Source organism: Pseudomonas capsici, assembly GCF_017165765.1.
Lineage (GTDB): Bacteria > Pseudomonadota > Gammaproteobacteria > Pseudomonadales > Pseudomonadaceae > Aquipseudomonas > Aquipseudomonas capsici.
In genome coordinates this window covers 179835-196191 of sequence record NZ_JAFGZD010000003.1, presented here as the reverse complement: position 1 = coordinate 196191, position 16357 = coordinate 179835, and the positions used below count along the sequence as shown (strand labels likewise).

Here is a 16357-nt window from a genome sequence, read left to right as displayed (position 1 = left end):
CCGGTTTGGCTCCCGCACCTGGCGATCGACACCAGGCGCACGCCCTTGACTTAAATTCGTATAGGTGGCGGTGATTGACAGGCAGCGGTCCATGACCTGCATTACCCTCGACCCCGCTGTTAATCGGCGAAGCACGCCGTGCAGTCGCTCGTTCAATCCGACCCGCATACTTATGGCGGGGACAGGCTTATGGACGGCGGCAAATCGACAACCGTCACATCATGCGCCGTGGACCGCACTCATGAAGGCAAGAATCTTGTCGCGATCCTTGATGCCCTTGCTCTTTTCGACGCCGCCACTCACATCGACGGCATATGGCCGGACCTGGGCAATGGCTTGCGCCACATTGGCCGAAGTCAGCCCGCCCGCCAGAATCACCGGTTTGTCCAGGTTGTCGGGAATCAGCGCCCAGTCGAAGGTTTCGCCCGTACCGCCAGGCACCCCGGCTACATAGGTATCGAGCAGGATTCCGCTGGCCTTGCCATAGGCGCGACAGGCCGCAGCGATATCGTCACCCGCCTTGACCCTGAGCGCCTTGATATAAGGACGATGGTAGCCATCGCACTCTTCAGGGGTTTCATCGCCATGAAACTGCAGAAGATCCAGGGGAACGGCATCCAGGGTTTCGTTGAGTTCGCAACGACTGGCATTGACGAACAGACCGACAGTGGTGATGAAAGGCGGCAAGGCGGCAATGATAGCTCGCGCCTGCTGCACGTTTACGGCCCGCGGACTTTTGGAGTAGAACACCAGACCGATGGCATCGGCACCCGCCTCAACGGCGGCCAATGCATCCTCTATGCGGGTAATCCCGCAGATCTTGCTGCGAACGGCTGACATGTGGTGAAAACCTCAGACCTTTCGGAAAGTCCCGGATGTTAGCAAATGCTGTTCCGAACGTCAGCCGCCAAGTTCGCTGAAGCCTGTAAGAAAGTGCGGGCCGATATAGCGTTCCGGCAACGGGAACTCGTCCCGATACTCCACCTGCACCAGATAAAGCCCGTAAGGATGCGCCGTGACACCACCGGTGCGGCGAACCCGGCTTTCCAGCACGTCACGAGCCCACTCCACCGGCCTCTCCCCTGCCCCGATGGTCATCAGCACGCCCGCGATATTGCGCACCATATGATGCAGGAAGGCATTGGCCCGCACGTCGATGACAATCATCTTGCCATGTCGTGTGACGCGCAGATGATGCAACTGCTTGACCGGCGACTTGGCCTGACACTGCCCGGCACGAAAGGCGCTGAAGTCATGGGTACCGACCAGATATGCGGCCGCCTCGGCCATGCGTTCGACATCCAGCGGCCGGTGATTCCAGGTGATTTCCTGACCAAGGTGAGCCGGGCGAATCTGGTCGTTGTAGATCACATAGCGGTAGCGGCGGGCAATGGCCTTGAAGCGCGCATGGAAATGGGCCGGCATGACCTTGGCCCAGGTGACGCTGATATCGTGAGGCAGGTTGATATTGGCGCCCATGACCCAGGCCTTCATCGAGCGCTCGGCCTGGGTATCGAAATGCACAACCTGACCACAGGCATGGACACCGGCATCGGTACGTCCAGCACACATCAGCGAAACGGGCGAGGCCGCGACTTTGGACAAGGCATCCTCAAGGGTTTCCTGCACCGTCAGAACGCCAGACGCCTGACGTTGCCAGCCGCAATAGCGCGAGCCCTTGTATTCGACGCCCAGCGCGATTCGGGAAAAGCCCTCGGCGGCCATCTCGGCGGCCGGGTTATCTATGTTCGCCAAGGTGCTAAAGCCTGTGAGTCCGCGAAAAGGCGGCCATTATACGGGCGTCGAAAAAAGACGCCAGTAACAGGCCACAAAAGCAAACGGCCGCAAAAGCGGCCGTTGCTGTACGGGTCAGACTTGATCAGGCCAGACGCGACAACATCTCGCGTGCTTCACTCTTCTGGCCGTCATCCCCTTCACTGACCACTTCGTCGAGAATATCCCGAGCCCCGTCGGCATCGCCCATATCGATATAGGCGCGCGCCAGATCCAGCTTGGTCGCGGCTTCATCGACACCGGACAGGAAGTCGAACTCTGGCTCGTCCTCCAGAGCCGCATCCTCAGCCGTGAAGCGCGGCTCGTCGAGCGGCGGATGCTCCAGATTCTGTGAAAGACGGTCCAGCTCGGCGTTGACGTCCTCGATCTCCGAAGCGAAAGCCTGGGTCGCCTGATCGGTTTCAATCTCATCGGCCAGCGACAGATCGAAATCTTCAGGCAGTTCCAGATCTTCCTGGGGCGAAGGCGCAGTCTCACCCAGATCGAGCGGGTCGTCGCCCAGGCTCAGCAGCAGATCGTCCTCGGCCTTGAGTGCTGGTTCTTCCGAGGAAAGATCCAGATCGAAATCGGCCAGATCATCGACACCGGCCGCAGCCTGGGCATCTTTCTGCTGCTGCATGATCGACTCGAAGCTCAACTCCTCGGCATCCGTTGCAGCCGAAATGCCAGGCTCATCCAGCAGCAGGTCGTCCAGATCGTTGATCGTGGAAACCTCAGCCGCAGGCGTTTCGTCGAACTCGTCCAGACTCAGATCGAAATCATGATCGAACGGATTGTCTTCTTCGACAACCGGCTCGGCCACCACAGGTGCAGGCTGCTCGGGCTCAGGTTCCGGCTCAAGCTCAGGCTCTGGAGCAAGTACTGGCGTCGGATCCTCGGGATCCTCGGCCAGAAGCTCTTCGACATATTTGGCATCCAGTTCCGCCGCCACGGCAGCCGCGGTGACTGCAGCTGCAGCCGCCGCAACGGCAGCCTGCGGAGCAACCGAAGGCGCTGGTGCAGGTGCCGGCTCCGGTGCAGCAGGCGCAGGAACAGGTTCAGCAGCCACCGGTGCCGTTACAGGTTCCGGGGCCTTCTCGGTCGAGTATCGATCCTTTAGCTGCTCGACCTCAGCATTACGCTTTCCCGCAGCCACCAACTTCCGTTCGTGGGCCGCATAGGCCTTGTTGTTACCCTGCTCGGAGTAGATTTCCATCAGCTTGCGGCGAATGTCGTCACGCGATGGATCTTCCTTGACGGACTCTTCGAGCAATTCAATCGCCTGATTCATGCGACCGTAGGCAATGTGGATTTCAGCCTGGACCAGCGGATCGGCCGGACGCTCACGGGAAGCAGCAGCGGCGGCAGGAGCCGCCCCCATCTTGACGTTCGGCGGCGGCACATCGAGCCCGTCGAAGCTGGCCTGAGGCACGTCCATGTCCATATCGGAAACGAAATCGGACTCTTCAGCCAGGGCACGCGCCATGCGCTTGTGCTTTTCAGCCTCGGCCTTGGCATTGCGACGACGAGCCAGGAACAGCAGCAACAGCGCCAGAATCAGAAGAGCACCACCACCGATCAGACCAAGCAGGATCGGATTATTGAGGATGCTGTTGAGCGAATCATCTTCCTGAGCTGCGACAGGCTCAACGGTCAGAGGCTGCTCGGCAGCCGGTGTCGCCACCTGAGCGGCACCTGCCGGCAATGCATCTTCGGGAGCCACTTCGCCTGCGGGCTTGATCGGCGCACCATTGGCATCGACCAGCGCAGCCGGCACCGCCGGATTGACCGGGGCGGCAGGCGCAGGCGCTGCTGCACCGGCTTGCACCTTGGCCAGCTGATCGTTCTTGAGTTCGATCAGGCGCTGCAACTTGTCGAGCTGGCTTTGCAGATCGTTCATGCGGCTTTTCAGCTCGGCATTGTCACGACGCGAGGTATCCAGTGCTTCCTGAGCCACAGCCAGCTTGTTGCTCAGGTCAGCGTCACCTGACGCCCCCTTGGCAGCAGGCTTGCCACTTGCAGAAACCAGACTGAGGTTGTCGCGGGTTTCAACCTGCGACGGAGCCTCACCGGCTCGCGCACGTCGGGTTGCATCCACCTGACGGGTGCCCGCTGGCAGGCGACGCCCTTCGCGCCAGGCGCGATATTGCTGGGAAACCTCCGCCAGAGCCTGAGGCTGAGGCAGCGCGGTGGTTTGCTGAGGCGTCGGCAGACGCAACACCTGGCCCTTTTTCAGGCGGTTGATGTTGCCACCGATGAACGCATCGGGGTTCAGCGCCTGTATCGCCAGCATGGTCTGTTGAACCGTGCCCGCCGTACGAACCTTGGCGGCAATTTCCCACAGGGTATCGTTATTGGTGGTGACGTATTGTGCAGGCTTGTCCGCAGCAGGAGGCGGCAAGGCGGCCTCGGGAGCCGGGGCTGGTGCAGATGGCGCGGCAGGTGCTGGCGCTGTAGCTGGCGGCGCAACTGCCGGCAATTGCGCAGGCGCTGCTGCCGGGGCCGCAGGAGCGGCGGCAGCGGCAGCCGCAGCGGCCTCTGGCGAGAACTTGGGCGGATCCAGCAGCAGGCTGTATTCACGCAACAACCGGCCATTGGGCCAGAGCACCTGAACCAGGAACTTCACATAGGGATCGCGCACCGGCTTGCTGGAAGTAATGCGCAACACGCTTTTACCACTGGCATTGATAACCGGGGTAAAAGTCAGGTCATTGAGAAATGCCTGTCGCGTGACACCCGCCTGGGCGAAGTCGGCAGTAGTTGCCAGGCTCGGGACAACTTGTGCAGCATCGAGGCCCTGTGCCTGAGTCAACTCAATCTCGGCTACCAGAGGCTGGTTCAGGGTCGACTTTACCGACAATTCCCCGAGCCCCAACGCCTGCGCCATCCCCGATGACAGCGCCGAAGCCGCAGCAATTGCTAATACCAGTTTACGAACCTGAACCATAGCCCATCCCTTGTTTAAAGATCCCCCGGTAACCGGGGAGGTAGTCCTGCATTGGGTGTAAGGCATAGCGCCGCTAGAAATATTCTTCAAATTGTTGCCAAGTATCTTTTACACATAGCCTTTTATCAACAATTCGCCAACCTGCACAGCATTCAAAGCAGCTCCCTTGCGAACATTATCTGAAGTAACCCACAGATTAAGTTGCTCCGGATCGTCTATTCCACCGCGGACACGGCCTATATAAACGACATCCTGGCCTACGGCATCACCCACCGGGGTCGGGTAATCACCCGCATCGACCAGCTCTACACCGGGTGCGGAATCGAGCAATTGATTGACCGCCGCAATATCCACCGGGCCTGCGGCCTGCACCGAAACGCTGAAGCTGTCGCCAAAGAAAACCGGCACCTGAATACAACTGGCGGAAACCTTGAGCTCAGGCAATACCAGCAGCTCGCGCACTTCTTCCACCAGACGCTTCTCGAGCGGAACATGACCCGACTCGTCCGGCGCACCGACCTGCGCCAACAGGTTGAACGCCATCTGCCGATCAAAGAAACGTGTTTCCAGTGGACGCACGTTCAGCAGCTCGGTGGTCTGGCGTGCCAGTTCGGCAACACCTTCGCGCCCCAGGGTAGAAACAGCCAGGCAGGCTGTGACATTGATCCGCACGATGTCCAGAACACTGCGCAGAGGTGCCAGCGCCAGAGCCAGCGCCGTGGCCGCAGCACTCGGGCTGCTGACCAGATGCGGCCCGGCATTCGCGGCAAGCAGATCACCATTGACCTCAGGAACCAGACGCAGCGCCTGACTGGCAGGCAGCGCGCCGGACAGATCCACCACCGAACAACCGGCGGCAATGGCACGGGAAGCGAAACTCAGGCTGACGGCCGGCCCGGCGGCGAAAAACGCCAGGCGAACCTGACTGAAATCGAACTCGTCGACTTCGCGCACACGTACATTCTTGCCCCTGAAAGGTACCGAATGGCCTGCCGACTCGACGCTGGCCAGCAGGTGCAGATTGCCGACCGGAAAATCGCGTTCTTCCAGAATCTGGACGATGGTTTCGCCGACAGTACCGGTTGCACCGATCACGGCGATATCAAAGGACTGACTCATGCAAAAACCTCAGGCAAAACAGGGAGCGGCACTTTAACTGTCGAGATGCCAGCAGGCAATCAAGCCAATAGAAGCGGACAGTCTCAGGGTTCCAGGCCAATCGGAAAGAATGAGCCATGGCTCCATACACCCAGCCAGGTCTGGCCGTACAACTGACGCGAAACCGCCAGCTCGACCAGTTCATAAAACACATTGCGATGAATCAGGGCTTCCAGGTTGCTGCGCACATGAACATACGGCGAAGGCTCCTGAGTGACAGGATCGATCAGGACGCGGATCGGATGCTCGGGCCCGGCCTCCACCTCATCCTCGACATGGGTGACAAAGCGCAGGATCTGAGCCTCGCCCTCGCCACTCACTTGCAGGCCGACAGCCACGAAAGGAGCGTCATCGACCTTGATGCCCACCTTCTCCACGGGGGTGACGAGAAAATAGTCATCGCCATCGCGACGCAGGATGGTGGAAAACAGGCGAACCATGGGTTTGCGGCCAATCGGCGTGCCCAGGTAGTACCAGGTGCCGTCCCGGGCGATACGCATGTCGATATCGCCACAGAAATCCGGATTCCACAAATGAACAGGCGGCAGCCCTTTGCTTGCAGGAATCTGCGAAAGCAGATCGGTGGCCTTGCCTGAATCACTCATGTCCTGCCCCTAGTTTTCCACACCCAACAGTCTACGAGCGTAGTCCCGAAGGGGCGGACCAAGCAAATCCTGAGGCTTGGTATCGTAAAGTGTCAGCAATCCGCCACGACTGCGAATACGAGCGCTGTCGATGAGGTAGCGGGTGCTGGTTTCGATGAGCATCAGTTGAATGACGCCACTGTCTACACCCAGGCGATCCAGCGCTTCCTGATCGGACCATTCATCGGTGGTGCCGATACGGTCATCGGCCTTGGCAAAACGCGTGTAGAGCAGGTAATGCGCGCCGGCGCTACGAGCCTCGATCATGGCGTCGTCCAGCCCCATCGGAGCAGGAGCACGGCGGACCATGGGGAAGTATTCGACAAAACCTTTGAACGCCTCTTCGGCGACCACATTGGGACGCGGATAAGCACGACCTGGCGGTACGAATGCACCCTGGGCGATATAGATGAAGGAATCCGGCTGAACGCGCCAGTTACCCAGGCGACGGGTTTCACTGTGATCGAGCAGGCCAGCATCACTGAACTGCTCACGAACGCCCTCCCCCATATCACTGACTTTCATGCAACCACTCAACGCCAAAAGCGCCAGCAATAAAACCAGGCTACGCATCATATCCTCCCAGATGCCGGTGACGGAAAACCGGCGAATGGTCGTCGGATGCAGCTTCCGCGCCAAACAAGACGCGAGAGGGTCAATGTAGCGAATTCATTGCGAGAGGCCGGTGCATCCACACCTATCTATCGTGTGGATGCCGTCTTCGCGGACAGGTCCGCTCTACTGGTCGGCTGACCCGGGTTTTACATCCGGCAGGGGATCGCTGTCGCGCTTGCGCTTGTTGCCCATGCGCACGCCGATGTCCATCAGGAAATGGAAAAAACCTTCCTGATCTTCCAGCACATTGCTCCAGAACGGCGAGTGATACAGCGCCACCGCGCCATGCACCAGGGCCCAGGCCGCGCAGTAGTGATAATAGGGAGGCACGTCTTCAAGCTTGCCTTCGGTGATCCGCCCCTTGATCAGCAGGGTCAGATGCTCGAAGTTGGAAGCCCGGATCTTGTGCAGCTCTTCGACCAGTTCGGGAACCTGATTGCCCTTGACGACCTTTTCTTCCAGACGATCGAAGAGGCGATAGCGCTGGGGGTCGCGCATGCGGAATTCGAAGTAGGCACGCGACAGCGCCTCCTTGTCCTTGTCGACATCGGCCGAGTGCAGCAGCTCGTTCAAGTCGCGCTCGTAATCGAGCATCAGGCGCAGATAGATCTCGGCCTTGGACTTGAAGTGCTTGTAGATCGTGCCTTTGCCTATGCCCACGGCATCCGCGATCATCTCGACAGTGACACTGTCTTCACCCTGCTCGAGGAACAGCTTTAGCGCGGTGTCGAGAATTTCCTGCTCACGGCGGCGAAATTCACGGATCTTACGAGGTTCTTTGTGCATAAGGAGATCTGTAGGGATCAAAATCGAAGCCGCGTATTATGCCCAAATGGCGACAGATTGCACGGATCATCCGACCATCTCAACACAATATGGATGAATTCAGACCGAAATGGCCGTTCCGGTTACGAAAGTGCAGGCTGCCCCACGAACTCCATGTAGCCGGTAATCACGACATAAAGGGTGAAATAGGCAAAGATCAACGCCGAAGCGATATAAGACCACTTCAGCATCTTCTCGCCCATCAGTCGCCCGCCCTGATGAGCCAGCGCACACAGGGTAATCGACCACACCACACCTGCTGCAAGAAACCCCGCCAGAAAGGACGAAGCGCTCGACATGTCAGAACCCTGCCGGGCGATCAACGCCCCGCCAACCGCCGCGAACCACAGGATCGCACTGGGCGATGACATGGCCAGGAAGATGCCGCGAAAGAACAGCGAGGGTGCCGTCCTGCCCCATTGCCCGCCCCGGCTTTCGATACCGGCACTGACGCCCACAGCACTTCTCATCATCTTGAAACACAGGTAAGCCAGAACCGCCGAACCGCCCAGCCAGAGCACATAACGCACCGCTTCATATTGCAGAAGGACAGCCATGCCCAGCATCGCCAGGACCGCATACACCAGATCGCCGATGCAAGTCCCCAGGCCGAGCCACAGCCCCCTGGAAAAACCCTGCTGCATGGAAAGCGTGATCATCGCGATATTGGCCAGTCCGATATCCAGGCACAGCGAAAGACTCAGCAGAAAACCGTTGGAAAACTCCACTTACAACCTCGAGGACTCGGCCACCCTTGCAGTGCAATGAAGGCAGGCAGGACAGAAAAAAATCAATTTCATTTCAAATCAGAGACTTTCAGCGAAGAGATAAAAACGCGCTGAACAAAGCCGCTCATTGAGCAATCAATAAGCGGTTTAGTATTCCAAAACTGTTTAAAAAACGAACAACCCGTACTGGACGCGTCACAATCCTGATCGATACTTAAGGCGCTGGCGTGTCATACATCCCCCAAGTGACAGGCCGGTAAAGGTGCCGATGGACAGCGTACCTTTAGTTTTACTCCTAATGGTCTTAACCCGGTTTCACCCCCCAGAATCCGGGTTTTTTTTGCCCGCAATTCAGGCTGTTACGACTTTGTTACCCGCGCCCGGGGAAACAGCCGGGCAAAGTTTTCCGTGGTCTGCTCGGCAAAACGCTCGTAAGGCTCGCCGCGCAGCATCGCCAGAAACTCGGCCACTTCGCGCACGTATTGCGGCAGGTTTGGCTTGCCGCGATAGGGAATCGGTGCCAGATAAGGGGAATCGGTCTCGACCAGCAGACGGTCGGCAGGCACCTGACGTGCCACATCACGCAACGCATCGGCATTGCGGAAGGTCACGATGCCAGACAGCGAAATATAGAACCCCAGGTCCAGAGCCGCCCTGGCCATTTCCCAGTCTTCGGTGAAGCAATGCAGCACGCCCGCCTGTGGCAGTGCGGCTTCACGCAACAGATTCAGGGTATCGGCACGCGCCCCGCGGGTATGCACGATGACCGGCTTGCCGGTGACACTGGCCGCCTGCAGATGCAAACGAAAGGAAGCCTGCTGAAGCTCGGCAGCCTCGGGTTCATAGTGATAATCCAGACCGGTTTCACCAATAGCCACCACTCGCGGATGATTCAGCTCGGACAGCAGCCAGTCCAGGGCAGGCGCTTCGCCGGGCTTGAGATCCAGCGGGTGAATGCCCACCGAGCAGTCCACATCGTCATAACGCTCGGCCAGGGCCTTTACAGCGCCGGCATTGTCGGCACTGACACCGATGCACAGAAAATGCCCGACACCCCTGCCACGCGCCGCGTCAAGGGCAGCGTCCAGAGAGCCATCGTGCCGGGTAAGGTCAAGGCGGTCGAGGTGGCAATGCGAATCTACAAGCATGGGTAAAGAGGCAACTACATCGTATGAGTGGGACGGTCGGACTTCAGAGCACCGACCAGATAGGTTTCGATCAGGTTACGAGCGGTATTGTCACCGTCGTTGAATTGCACGCCGACACCGGCGGCCCGGTTGCCTTGCGCGCCCTTGGGAGTGATCCAGGTCACCCTGCCGGTCACCGGAACCTTCTCCGGCTCATCCATCAGATTGAGCAGCATGAACACTTCATCGCCCAGCTTGTAACTCTTGCTGGTGGGGATGAACAGACCGCCATTCTTGATAAAAGGCATGTAAGCCGCATACAGCACGGATTTGTCCTTGATGGTCAGGGACAGAATGCCGTTCCGTGGACCTGTACTAGGTGGCAAGCTCATTGCTACTCCTCATAGGTTCCCAAGTCTGCGAGTCTACGCCTGTCCGGGCAGACCTGCCCACTGCACCAGCAGGGCTTCGAGCAACAGCACGCGATTGAGATTGGCCTTGGACAAGACCTTCTGCCGCTGCGCCAGAACCCAATCCTGAATCTCCAGCACCTTGGTGCGAGGCGTCTTTTGCGCCAGATACTGCACGACCTTGCGCATATCGCTCAAGCCAAGCCCTTCTTCGTCTTCGGTCAACTGGTAACGCAGGATCAGGTTCGACCAGTCGCAGAACCAGTCGAAGAGCAGCAACAGCGGAATATCCTTCCAGCCTTCCGCCAGCTGGGTCGGCGATTGCTGCTGCTTGAGCAGTTTTTTAACACCATCCACCACCTGAGCCCGCTGTTCGCGGATGCCCTGGGCCTGAAGGGAAACCGCTGCCAGAGGCGAACCGGCTGCCAGGGTCAGCAACTCCACGCGCTCCTCTTCAGAGCTGTCCGGCAGGGCCGTTGCCAGCCATTGCAGACTGGCCTGTTCACTGGGCAGCGGACAGGCCTGTTGCACACAGCGACTTTTGATGGTGGGCAGCAACCGGCTCGGCTGATGACTGACCAGCAGCAGGACCGTATTGCCCGAAGGCTCCTCAAGGCTTTTCAACAGTGCGTTGGCCGCATTGATGTTCATCGCCTCGACAGGCTCGACCAGCACCACCTTGCGCCCGCCCATCTGCGCGGTCTGCACAACGAAACTCACCAGATCGCGGACCTGATCGACCTTGATGGGCTTGTCTGCCTCTTCAGGTTCCAGCACATAGTTATCGGGATGACTGCCCGCCGCCAGCAACAGACAGGACTTGCACTGCCCGCAGGCATCGAGCCCTTCGGGGCGCTGGCACAGCAAGGTGTGCATCAGACGCTCGGCCAGCGCCCGTTTGCCGATCCCGACAGGCCCATGCAACAGATAGGCGTGAGCATGCTGTGAACGGCCGGCCATCTGTTGCCACAGAGACGTCTGCCACGGATAGGCTTCAGCCACGGTGCCGCTCCAGCAAATCGGGCAGCAATGCATCCAGGGACGACTGGACCTGAGCCAGCGTCTGAGACGCATCCACCAACCGATAACGCTCAGGCTCGGCTTGCGCCCGCGCCAGATAAGTACTGCGCACCGCGTCAAAGAACGCACGACCTTCCTGCTCGAAACGATCCAGTCGGCCCCGGGCAGCGGCACGCGCCAGACCCACTTCGACCGGCAAATCGAACACCAGCGTCAGATCAGGCCGCAAAGTGCCCTGTACGAAGCTCTCCAGTGTCGCGATGCGCTCGTGGGACAAACCGCGCCCGCCACCTTGATAGGCATAGGTCGCGTCCGTGAAACGATCACACAAGACCACTTCACCACGGGCCAGGGCAGGACGAATGACTTCGGCCAGATGCTGGGCGCGTGCCGCGAAGACCAGCAGCAGCTCGGTATCGGCAGACATGGCTTCGTCGCTGGGTGCCAGCAGCAGTTCGCGAATACGCTCGGCCAATGGCGTACCACCGGGCTCACGGGTCAGCAGCACCTCGATACCCCGGGCACGCAATTGCGCCGCCAGGTAATCGCGATTGGTGCTTTTGCCAGCACCTTCCGGGCCTTCAAGGGTGATGAACAAGCCAGTCACAGGCAATCCTTAGTTGTTTTCATTGCGAGGCCGAATCGCCGGGCGGCGCATCGGGCGCAGCCGCGGGTTCGGACTCTGTGGGAGTCGAGCCGGATCCGGCCGGTGCCACCGGAGCCGGTGCCGGGCTGGATCGGTAATCTGCACGGCGCTTGAGCTGGTATTCGCGCACTGCGGCATTATGGGCATCCAGATCGTCGGAGAATACATGGCTGCCATCGCCCTTCGCCACGAAGTACAGACTGGTGCCCGATACGGGATTGAGAGCCGCATTGATGGCCTCGCGTCCAGCCAGAGCAATCGGTGTCGGCGGCAGGCCGGAAATGACGTAGGTGTTGTAAGGCGTCGCCTCTTTCAGGTGGGCGCGGGTCAGTTTGCCGTTGTAGCGCTCACCCATGCCATAGATCACCGTCGGGTCGGTCTGCAGCATCATGCCCAACCCCAGACGACGAACGAACACACCGGCAATTTCACCGCGCTCGCGAGGTACGCCGGTTTCCTTTTCCACCAGCGAGGCCATGATCAAGGCTTCGTACGGATCCTTGTAAGGCAAGTCCGCAGCCCGCTTGCTCCACTCCTCCTCCAGCACGTCTTCCAGACGGTTGTAGGCCTGCTTGAGCAGATCGGCATCGCTCATGCCACGCACATAGCGGTAGGTGTCGGGAAAGAAGCGGCCTTCAGGGAAGACATCGGGATGCCCGAGTCTGGCCATCAACTCCTTGTCGCTCAACCCGGCCAGGCTCTGTTCGAGCTTGGGCTGTTTGGCCAGTGCGGCGCGAACCTGGCGGAAGTTCCAGCCCTCCACCAGGGTCAGGCTGTACTGCACGACCTCCTTGCGCTTCCACACACCAAACAGGGCCTGTACGTCCATGCCCGGCGTCATGCGGTATTCACCGCTGTGCAGCGGCTGCTCGGCCAGATTGAAACGCCAGTAAAGACGCAACCAGAAGGCGTCCTTGATCACACCGTCAGCCTGCAGACGATTGAGCACCAGAGACGGTGAAGAACCGGCAGGTACGTCCAGCAATTGTTCCTGAGTGACATTCAGGGGCTGGTTCAAGGCTTCCCGCTGCTTCCACCAGGCAAAGCCCAGCGTCAGCCCTGCCAGGACCACAGCGATTTCCAGCAATACCAGTATTTTTCGGATCACGAATCAGTTATCCAGAAGTGCTCGAGCAATATCCTGCAGTTTACGGGTGAGCGGACCAACCGGCCAGTTCAGCCTTGAAAAGCCACGCACTGGCCACACGCCATAAACGCTATTGCACAGAAACAGCTCATCCGCCTGTTCAAGGTCGGACAAGTGCAGGTCACGGATATCGACAGCAATACCCTGATTTCGTGCCTGATCCAGCAACTCGGCCCGCATCACGCCTGCAACGCCGCAACGACTCAGATCAGCCGTCAGCAGGACGCCCTCGCGAACCAGAAACAGATTGCTGTACACACCTTCGATCACACGACCGGAGGTATCGCACATCAGACCTTCGGCATGCTCACCGTCCTGCCACTCGGAGCGGGCCAGCACTTGCTCCAGGCGATTCAGATGTTTGATGCCGGCCAGCAGAGGCTGCTCGGCCAGACGGGTCTTGCAGGGGAAAAGACGTACGCCCTGCTCGGCATGGGCCGTCGGGTACGCCGGAGCCGCAGAGCCCTGCAGAATGCGCCGGGACTGCGTATCGGGGGCTGGCGCGTAACCGCGCTGACTGTCGCCGCGGGTCAGAATCAGTTTCATGACCCCGTCGCCCAGTTGCGCGGCGAAGCGGGTCATTTCAGTACGAAGCAGACTGTGATCGACAGGAATGGCCAGACGATCACAGGATGTTTCAAGGCGCTGCAGATGCCGCTCGAACAGCAACGGCAGGCTCTTGCTCACGGCGATGGTTTCAAACACACCATCGCCATAGGCCAGACCTCTGTCCCTGAGGGACAGAGAATCTTCGGGGCAACCGTCAACCCAGGCGAGCATCACTCGCCGAACCGACGGAACACCAGCGAGCCATTGGTACCGCCAAATCCGAAGGAGTTGGAGACTGCAACATCGATCGGCATGCGACGCGCCTCATGAGGCACGAAGTCCAGATCACAGCCTTCGTCCGGCTCATCCAGGTTGATGGTCGGCGGAGCGACCTGATCGGCAATCGCCAGGACACTGAAAATCGCCTCGACCGCGCCCGCGGCACCCAGCAGGTGACCGGTCATGGACTTGGTGGAACTGACCGCCAGCTTGTAGGCGTGATCGCCGAACACCGACTTGATCGCCGAAGCTTCAGCCAGGTCGCCCGCTGGCGTCGAAGTGCCGTGAGCGTTGATGTACTGGACCTGCTCGACATTGAGCTTCGCATCGCGCAGCGCATTGACGATGCAACGTGCCGCACCGGCACCGTCTTCGGGTGGCGAAGTCATGTGATAGGCGTCACCGCTCATGCCGAAACCGACCAGCTCGGCATAGATGGTCGCACCACGCGCCCTGGCGTGTTCGAGTTCTTCGAGCACCAGAGCACCTGCGCCATCGGAAAGAACGAAACCGTCGCGCCCCTTGTCCCACGGACGGCTGGCACGTGCCGGATCGTCGTTGCGGGTAGAGAGCGCACGCGCCGCACCGAAGCCGCCCATGCCCAGGCCACAGGCCGCCATTTCGGCACCACCGGCGATCATGACGTCAGCTTCGTCATAGGCGATATTGCGCGCAGCCATGCCGATGCAATGAGTCGCAGTGGTACAGGCCGTGGCGATGGAGTAGTTAGGACCCTGTGCCCCCAGATGGATGGACAGGAACCCGGAAATCATGTTGATGATCGAGCCCGGCACGAAAAACGGAGAAATCCGCCCTGGCCCCTGCTCGTGCAGCAGACGGCTGCTGTTTTCGATGTTGGTCAGACCACCGATACCCGAACCCATGGCAACGCCAATGCGTTCACGGTTGGCATCCGTGACTTCGAGACCCGCATTGCGCACAGCCTGAAAGCTGGCTGCCAGGCCGTATTGAATAAAGAGATCGAGCCGACGCGCTTCCTTCGGCGCCAGGTATTCTTCGACATTGAAGCCTTTGACCGAACCACCAAAGCGGGTGGTGAAGGCCGAAAGGTCAGTGTGCTCGATAAGGCCAATGCCACTGCGGCCTGCCAGAATACCCTGCCAACTGCTGGGTACATCATTACCCAATGGCGAAAGCATGCCCATCCCGGTGACCACGACGCGTCTACGCGACACAGGACTCTCCTTCTCTATTGTTGACAAAACATCGCTTTTTCAAAGAAAAAACCGCACGCCGGTAAGAGCAGTGCGGTTTTCACATCACAGCAACAACGATTACAAAGTCTTAGCCCTGGTGGCTGTTGACGTAATCGATAGCAGCTTGAACGGTGGTGATCTTTTCCGCTTCTTCGTCAGGGATTTCGGTCTCGAATTCCTCTTCCAGAGCCATTACCAGCTCAACGGTGTCCAGGGAGTCAGCACCCAGGTCTTCAACAAAGGAAGCGGTGTTAACGACTTCTTCTTCCTTGACGCCAAGTTGCTCGGCAACGATTTTCTTGACGCGCTCTTCGATGGTGCTCATACCTAGTTTTAACTCCTAGTGGAAATATTCAGGCATCTGGCCAGAGGGTAAGTGTATAGAAGAGGTTTTGCTGATTTCAAGCTTCACGCTCCTCCACCGAACCTCACCCGCCAGTTGCCTATTTGTAGATTGCAGTTTTACAACGGATTTCAGACAGCTCGCATGACACTTTTTGAAACGAACATCCACTCTCAGCTCATGTACATCCCGCCGTTAACCGGGATTGTAGCCCCGGTAACGTAGCCTGCGCCTTCCGACGCAAGAAAAGCGACAACATGTGCAATCTCTTCAGCCTGACCCAGACGCGCCAGAGGGATCTGAGTGATCAGGGACTGACGCTGAGCCTCAGGCAGCTCGCGCGTCATGTCTGTATCGATGAAGCCTGGTGCCACCGAGTTGACGGTCACGGCACGGGAACCGACTTCACGAGCCAGCGCACGACTGAAACCTTCCAGACCGGCCTTGGCAGAGGCGTAGTTTACTTGACCTGCGTTGCCCATGGCACCGACAACCGAGCCAATGCTGATGATACGACCCCAGCGAGCCTTGGTCATGCCACGCAATACACCCTTGGACAGGCGGAACAGACTGTTCAGGTTGGTGTTTACTACATCATGCCATTCGTCATCTTTCATCCGCATCATCAGGTTGTCCCGGGTAATACCGGCATTGTTGACCAGAATCAGCGGTGCACCGACACGCTCCTGAATGGTGGCCAGCACCGAATCAACGGACTCGGCATTGCACACATCCAGCGCCAGGCCGAAGCCTTCGATGCCGTTTTCCTTGAATGTCGCAGAGATACGCTCGGCACCGGACTCAGAGGTCGCGGTCCCCACAACGATTGCGCCATTGCGCCCCAATTCCAGGGCAATGGCTTGACCAATTCCACGACTGGCGCCAGTCACCAGTGCAACTTTACCTTGCAGGCTCATGCAAGCTTCTCC

Annotated in this window: 17 protein-coding genes; all 17 read right to left on the bottom strand. The window is 59.1% G+C overall.

The features are described from left to right. Positions 1-219: 219 nt before the first annotated feature. The 17 genes from JSY17_RS05505 to fabG all read right to left on the bottom strand — a co-directional run bounded on the left by JSY17_RS05505 (position 220) and on the right by fabG (position 16345). Positions 220-840 (bottom strand): phosphoribosylanthranilate isomerase, encoded by a 621-nt coding sequence (locus JSY17_RS05505; protein WP_025260993.1) that lies wholly within the window; start codon positions 838-840, stop codon positions 220-222. A 60-nt stretch (positions 841-900) separates the two neighbouring features. Next, positions 901-1725 (bottom strand): tRNA pseudouridine(38-40) synthase TruA, encoded by an 825-nt coding sequence (gene truA / locus JSY17_RS05500; RefSeq protein WP_117182868.1) that lies wholly within the window; start codon positions 1723-1725, stop codon positions 901-903. A gap of 154 nt (positions 1726-1879) precedes the next feature. Further along, positions 1880-4720: a FimV/HubP family polar landmark protein gene (locus JSY17_RS05495; RefSeq protein ID WP_206402135.1), complete on the bottom strand. Its 2841-nt coding sequence runs from the start codon at positions 4718-4720 to the stop codon at positions 1880-1882. A gap of 108 nt (positions 4721-4828) precedes the next feature. Further along, positions 4829-5839 carry an aspartate-semialdehyde dehydrogenase gene (locus JSY17_RS05490; RefSeq protein WP_206402134.1) on the bottom strand — a complete coding sequence of 337 codons (1011 nt, stop codon included), beginning with the start codon at positions 5837-5839 and terminating at the stop codon, positions 4829-4831. An 83-nt stretch (positions 5840-5922) separates the two neighbouring features. Further along, positions 5923-6483: a DUF1285 domain-containing protein gene (locus JSY17_RS05485; protein WP_206402133.1), complete on the bottom strand. Its 561-nt coding sequence runs from the start codon at positions 6481-6483 to the stop codon at positions 5923-5925. A 9-nt stretch (positions 6484-6492) separates the two neighbouring features. Continuing rightward, positions 6493-7095 carry a DUF4823 domain-containing protein gene (locus tag JSY17_RS05480; protein WP_117167393.1) on the bottom strand — a complete coding sequence of 201 codons (603 nt, stop codon included), beginning with the start codon at positions 7093-7095 and terminating at the stop codon, positions 6493-6495. Between the two features lie 165 nt (positions 7096-7260). After that, positions 7261-7923 carry a TetR/AcrR family transcriptional regulator gene (locus tag JSY17_RS05475; RefSeq protein WP_117167349.1) on the bottom strand — a complete coding sequence of 221 codons (663 nt, stop codon included), beginning with the start codon at positions 7921-7923 and terminating at the stop codon, positions 7261-7263. Between the two features lie 122 nt (positions 7924-8045). Next, on the bottom strand, positions 8046-8690 hold the full coding sequence (locus JSY17_RS05470; RefSeq protein ID WP_117167350.1) for a LysE family translocator: 645 nt from the start codon (positions 8688-8690) through the stop codon (positions 8046-8048). A 359-nt stretch (positions 8691-9049) separates the two neighbouring features. Next, entirely contained in the window at positions 9050-9838 is a 789-nt protein-coding gene (locus JSY17_RS05465; protein WP_206402132.1) for a TatD family hydrolase, read from the bottom strand. A 14-nt stretch (positions 9839-9852) separates the two neighbouring features. After that, entirely contained in the window at positions 9853-10209 is a 357-nt protein-coding gene (locus JSY17_RS05460) for a PilZ domain-containing protein (protein WP_025261002.1), read from the bottom strand. A 33-nt stretch (positions 10210-10242) separates the two neighbouring features. Further along, on the bottom strand, positions 10243-11229 hold the full coding sequence (locus JSY17_RS05455) for a DNA polymerase III subunit delta' (RefSeq protein WP_117182873.1): 987 nt from the start codon (positions 11227-11229) through the stop codon (positions 10243-10245). After that, positions 11222-11854, bottom strand: a complete 633-nt coding sequence (gene tmk, locus JSY17_RS05450; protein WP_206402131.1) for a dTMP kinase — start codon at positions 11852-11854, stop codon at positions 11222-11224. Before tmk ends, JSY17_RS05455 begins: the two co-directional genes overlap by 8 nt. 19 nt (positions 11855-11873) lie before the next feature. Next, the gene (gene mltG, locus JSY17_RS05445; protein ID WP_117182875.1) at positions 11874-13001 is read right to left on the bottom strand and encodes an endolytic transglycosylase MltG; all 1128 of its coding nucleotides are present in this window, start codon (positions 12999-13001) and stop codon (positions 11874-11876) included. Positions 13002-13004: 3 nt separating this feature from the next. Further along, a complete protein-coding gene (gene pabC, locus JSY17_RS05440; RefSeq protein WP_206402130.1) occupies positions 13005-13820 on the bottom strand; it encodes an aminodeoxychorismate lyase in 816 nt (271 codons plus the stop codon). Then, positions 13820-15064 carry a beta-ketoacyl-ACP synthase II gene (gene fabF, locus JSY17_RS05435; RefSeq protein ID WP_117182877.1) on the bottom strand — a complete coding sequence of 415 codons (1245 nt, stop codon included), beginning with the start codon at positions 15062-15064 and terminating at the stop codon, positions 13820-13822. Before fabF ends, pabC begins: the two co-directional genes overlap by 1 nt. 109 nt (positions 15065-15173) lie before the next feature. Further along, complete coding sequence (acpP, locus tag JSY17_RS05430; protein ID WP_025261008.1) at positions 15174-15410, bottom strand: acyl carrier protein; 237 nt, start codon at positions 15408-15410, stop codon at positions 15174-15176. Positions 15411-15601: 191 nt separating this feature from the next. Beyond that, a complete protein-coding gene (gene fabG / locus JSY17_RS05425; RefSeq protein ID WP_117167365.1) occupies positions 15602-16345 on the bottom strand; it encodes a 3-oxoacyl-ACP reductase FabG in 744 nt (247 codons plus the stop codon). Positions 16346-16357: the final 12 nt, after the last annotated feature.